Consider the following 4,433-nt stretch of genomic DNA (forward strand, 5'->3'; position numbering starts at 1 on the left):
ACCAAAAATAACTAATTAGGGCTGACTCCTGCAAATGGTAATCGACTTTTGTCGCTTGCCTTAGCAAGAATCAGCCCTAATTTTTCAATCGCTCAAAAAAAGTTTAGCGGACAGTAATAATTGAGAATAGAGATATAGAGGCTGAGATTATAACTGATAATCAGTCTGATAGTGAGGATATTCAAACAGTGGATGTCTCTGATGTAGTTGTCTATGCTAGAGATTGGACTATTGAAACAATATTCAATCAAATCAATATCGAAAATATAGACCTAAATCCCAAATTTCAAAGAAGAAATGCTTGGAATGATGACAAACGAAGTAAACTTATAGAATCAATCATAATGGGGTATCCTGTCCCGGAAATTGTTTTAGCAGAAAATCCCAATAAGAAACGCTCATTTATAGTTATAGATGGTAAGCAGAGACTGCTTACCCTTGCGGGGTTTATTGACAATAATAAATATAAGTATTGGGATAAACCAGTATTAAAAGGATTGAAAGTGTTGAAGGATCTTAACAAATTGAAATATGTAGATTTGGATGAAAAGTCTAAACGCGAATTTGATAATTCTTCATTACGCTGTACTGTCATAACAAATTTTAAGGATATCCAGATTCTGTATGATATCTTCTATAGACTTAATTCTGGATCAGAATCCTTATCTACACAAGAATTGCGACAGGCACTTAACAAGGGAGAGTTTGCTGATTATTTAGTTGAAACTACGAACACACTACAACCAATTCATTCTGTTATGAATTTATCAGAACCTGACAAAAGACTTCGGGATATCGAAAATTTACTAAGATTATTTGCTTTTACCATGTATCCTAAAGAATACAAGGGTAATTTAAAGAAATTCTTAGATGACAAGATGGGAGATATTACAAAAAATTGGGGAGAGACACATCTTAAAATAAAGGAACAATACGAGAAAATAAATTCTGCAATAGATTTGCTAAAAGAAACATTTGGGGATTATAAAATTATTGGTAGGAAATATGACGAAGATGCCTTCTCTAATAGATTTAACAAAGTGCTATTTGAGGTGGAGATTTTTTATTTTCTTCATTTAGATAAGAACATCCTTTCAAGTAAAGAGACGTTTATAACTGCCTTAAAAAAACTCTGTACAGAAGATGCTGATTTTAGAGCCTCTATTGAGAGTTCAACAAAAAATATCGAATATTACAAAATAAGATATGCTAAATTTCAAGAATTGATAAATAAATCTTTCAGGCTAAACTTAGCAATTAATCCTTTTTTGTAATTTATGGTAGACGTTAAAGAGTCATTGGACAAATTGGAAATGTATTTATTGGAACTCGAAGATAAATATATAGATATCCATACAGATCCTTTGGAAAATCCAGAAATGTACAAATTGGATATTAGAAGTTTTTGTGTGCTTTCTCATGCAGCTTTTGAAGAGTTTGTAGAAAATATATGTTTATATACACTCAATGAAATTGAAGATAAATTTGTAAACACACAACGTATCAGTTATTCCACATTATGCTTGTTGCACTTTTATGGAAATAGCAAAACAATAGATAATGAAAGTTGGAATGATGACGAAAGAATTTATGATTATTTATTAGCTCAAATAAGAAGTATAAAAAGCGATTTTTCTAAGTATATTATGAACCAAAATCATGGTGTGGGCTTAAAATATCTCAAAAGGTTATTAGTTCCATTAGGATTATATGCGCCATTGGATATTAGATTTTCTTCCGCATTAGATAATTTGACTCAATCGAGGGGCGGTTATGCACATACATCTCATCGTAATATTAGAAGTTTATCTCCAGAAGATGTGAAAATGTATGTTAGAGATGTTTATGATTTGATGGTAGAGTTAGCAAATAAATCTAGAAAAATTTCATATTATAGCATTCACTAGAAATAGGTCATGTAAAGGTCATTCTGTAACAGCGAATTTTTCACAAAATAATTATACTGTCATTTTACATTGGTTTCTGTATGCACTTGATTTGTTTTTTTATTGGGAATAAATTATCTTTGCTCGCAGAAAGGCGTTCTTTTGATATAATGCAAAACAAGATAGAATACAGAACTTCACTCGTTTCTAAGTCGTTACCTATCACAAGACAGATTTATGCAAGTCATTAAATTTCAATGGTAAAGACAATTTGTAATGTCTCCCACAATGCCATGTGATAGTCTTGTTGATTCCTGCTGCCTTTACCCATTTCTGCAAGCGTGTGATTGCGGTTGTGCGGTAGCAGGTGATATTGAATATTTTTTCGGAAGTGTGTTGTATAGGATTCCCGATGAGTTTCAGCAACGTTGGACTTAATGGGATTGTGACACCGCTGTGTGCGCTACGCCCCTCGGTCTTTTGTTGGTTGAATCGGAGTATCTTTGCCGAGAAATCGACATTGGCGTGTGTGAGGCTCACGGTGTCACACCAGCGTATGCCGGTGAAACAGCAAAAGAGAAATGCTCGTTGCAGTGCCGTGTCCTCACCCTCGTAATGAGTGGCGGCAAGGCGTTTGATTTCATCCATTGTCAGTATCTCTTTTTTCAGCGTGTTCACGTCACGGTGGATTACGATTCCTTTGCACGGATTCTTTTTCATCAGTCCTTCTTCTATCGCATGGAGAATTACGGTTCGGAACATATAGTATGACTTATGCGCTTCCTCTCCTTTGGCGACTTTCTTCAGATAGTCTGTGAAACTCGTCACCATTTCGGGTGTAATCAATTCCATGCGCAGAAACGATGTGTAACGTTGGAAGCGTGGTGTAGCCTCAAGGAATCTCATAAAGCGGTTGTAAGAGGTCTTGTAGGTAGTTCTCACTGGCTTTGAATACAACTCGTTCTCCCAATGTTTGCGGAAGTATTTGATAAAGTCGTTATCACCGTCCTTTTTCAGTCGGTATCCCTCATGGTCTTCGAGAAATTCCTGCTCACGCTCAAACCGTATCTTCTCGGCGAGTGCGAGAGTATTCTTGTTTTGGGTGCGTTCCTGCTGGTTGCGAGGGTGTAGCCATATATAGAGGTTCAGCACCTCTCGTTTGCGGATATGCTTGATTCTATATTTCGGTTTTCCTTTCATCGCCCCCTCGGTATAGAGGACATGGTTGCCGTTTTCATCAAGCACCGGGGTTTCGTTGCGTCCGAGATAATACTCCAACGCAAGGCTTGCCCGACCGTCCTGCAATTCGGACTGCACGAGTTTCGGGTTCTGTTTGTTCTTGCTTTCTACTTTAGCCATAGGTGATTATCTTTGTTTGATGCAAAGGTAATGAGGCGTAATCAAACGTGAAAACGGCTCACAACAGATATTAACAATCTAATCGTACTAATTGTGTACTAAATGCGAAAATAAGGGCAAATTAAGGCAAAAGCATAGAAATACTTTGCGATATAACTATTTGAAAATGAATGGCAATGAATGTATTTGAATATCAGTGAATATATGGCAAAATACTAACCACTCTCTTAGTTCGGGGGTGAGATTGTCTGATTCAATGTCTTTGAAGTAGCGGTAGGTCTTGACCTTTAGCTCTTCACAGGCCCCGTCGTCAGCTACAATAATGGCTTTTGGATGGTTTTGCAGAGCTGAGATTGTCCACATGTGACAGACTCCTTCTTCGATTCCGTGATGAAGTGCAAGGGCTTTGTTGTGTCCGCTGACCAGTAGCATGACTTTTTTGGCAGCCATAACTGTACCGACACCTACGGTAAGTGCGGTTTTTGGAACAAGATTGATGTCATTGTTGAAAAACCGAGAGTTGGCTATAATGGTGTCTCTGGTGAGTGTCTTGATGCGGGTACGAGAGGCCAATGCCGAGCCAGGCTCATTGAATGCTATATGTCCGTCGGGCCCAACTCCCCCCATAAATAAGTCGACACCTCCGTATGATGCCATTTTAGCCTCAAATTCATCACATTCTTTTTGCAGGTCCGGTGCATTGCCGTCAAGTATATTTACATTCTCTGCCGGTATATCTATATGGCTGAAAAAGTTATCCCACATAAAAGTATGATAGCTCTGCTCATGATCCTGGGGGATACCGCAATATTCGTCCATATTAAATGTGACAACGTTGCGGAAAGAAACCTTCCCGTCATTATACAGCTTTACCAGTTCACGATACATACCTATTGGTGAACTGCCTGTGGGACAACCCAACACAAACGGTTTTTCCGGAGTCGGGTGAGAACTGTTGATGCATGAGGCCACATAATAAGCAGCCCATTGAGACATCTTGTCATAGTCGGGTTGAATGATTAAACGCATATTTGTTTCTATATTGTTTAACGTGAGTTCGATATAAGCAATCAGAACAAAGTTAGCTGGTTATCTGTCACAAACTCCAAAGAGATAGACGGTTTCTTTGGGAAAAAGCAGTAAGCAGCGATAGCACTCAAGGCATTGGTGATAAAATTAGCGAAAGAC

At 37.9% G+C, this 4,433-nt stretch carries 3 protein-coding genes and 2 pseudogenes; 2 read left to right on the forward strand and 3 right to left on the reverse strand.

From position 1 onward, the window contains the following. The first annotated feature begins 188 nt into the window (after positions 1–188). On the forward strand, positions 189–1,274 hold the full coding sequence (locus QGT73_RS16975; protein ID WP_280123217.1) for a DUF262 domain-containing protein: 1,086 nt from the start codon (positions 189–191) through the stop codon (positions 1,272–1,274). A 3-nt stretch (positions 1,275–1,277) separates the two neighbouring features. Beyond that, positions 1,278–1,907: a HEPN domain-containing protein gene (locus tag QGT73_RS16980; protein ID WP_128718160.1), complete on the forward strand. Its 630-nt coding sequence runs from the start codon at positions 1,278–1,280 to the stop codon at positions 1,905–1,907. Between the two features lie 201 nt (positions 1,908–2,108). Here QGT73_RS16980 and QGT73_RS16985 read toward each other — a convergent pair whose 3' ends face one another. The 3 genes and pseudogenes from QGT73_RS16985 to QGT73_RS16995 all read right to left on the reverse strand — a co-directional run. Beyond that, positions 2,109–3,245, reverse strand: coding sequence for a tyrosine-type recombinase/integrase (locus tag QGT73_RS16985; protein WP_280123218.1), 1,137 nt, complete (start codon positions 3,243–3,245; stop codon positions 2,109–2,111). Positions 3,246–3,479: 234 nt separating this feature from the next. Then, positions 3,480–4,274: pseudogene (gene nagB, locus QGT73_RS16990) on the reverse strand (glucosamine-6-phosphate deaminase); the annotation flags it as partial. A gap of 41 nt (positions 4,275–4,315) precedes the next feature. After that, positions 4,316–4,433: pseudogene (locus QGT73_RS16995) on the reverse strand (IS982 family transposase); the annotation flags it as partial.

This window comes from Duncaniella muricolitica, from assembly GCF_910574735.1.
Lineage (GTDB): Bacteria > Bacteroidota > Bacteroidia > Bacteroidales > Muribaculaceae > Duncaniella > Duncaniella muricolitica.

Excerpts from the sequence above, each read along its gene's own strand:
- QGT73_RS16980 (WP_128718160.1), top strand. The coding sequence starts at position 1,278 with ATGGTAGACGTTAAAGAGTCATTGGACAAATTGGAAATGTATTTATTG.
- QGT73_RS16985 (WP_280123218.1), bottom strand. The coding sequence starts at position 3,245 with ATGGCTAAAGTAGAAAGCAAGAACAAACAGAACCCGAAACTCGTGCAG.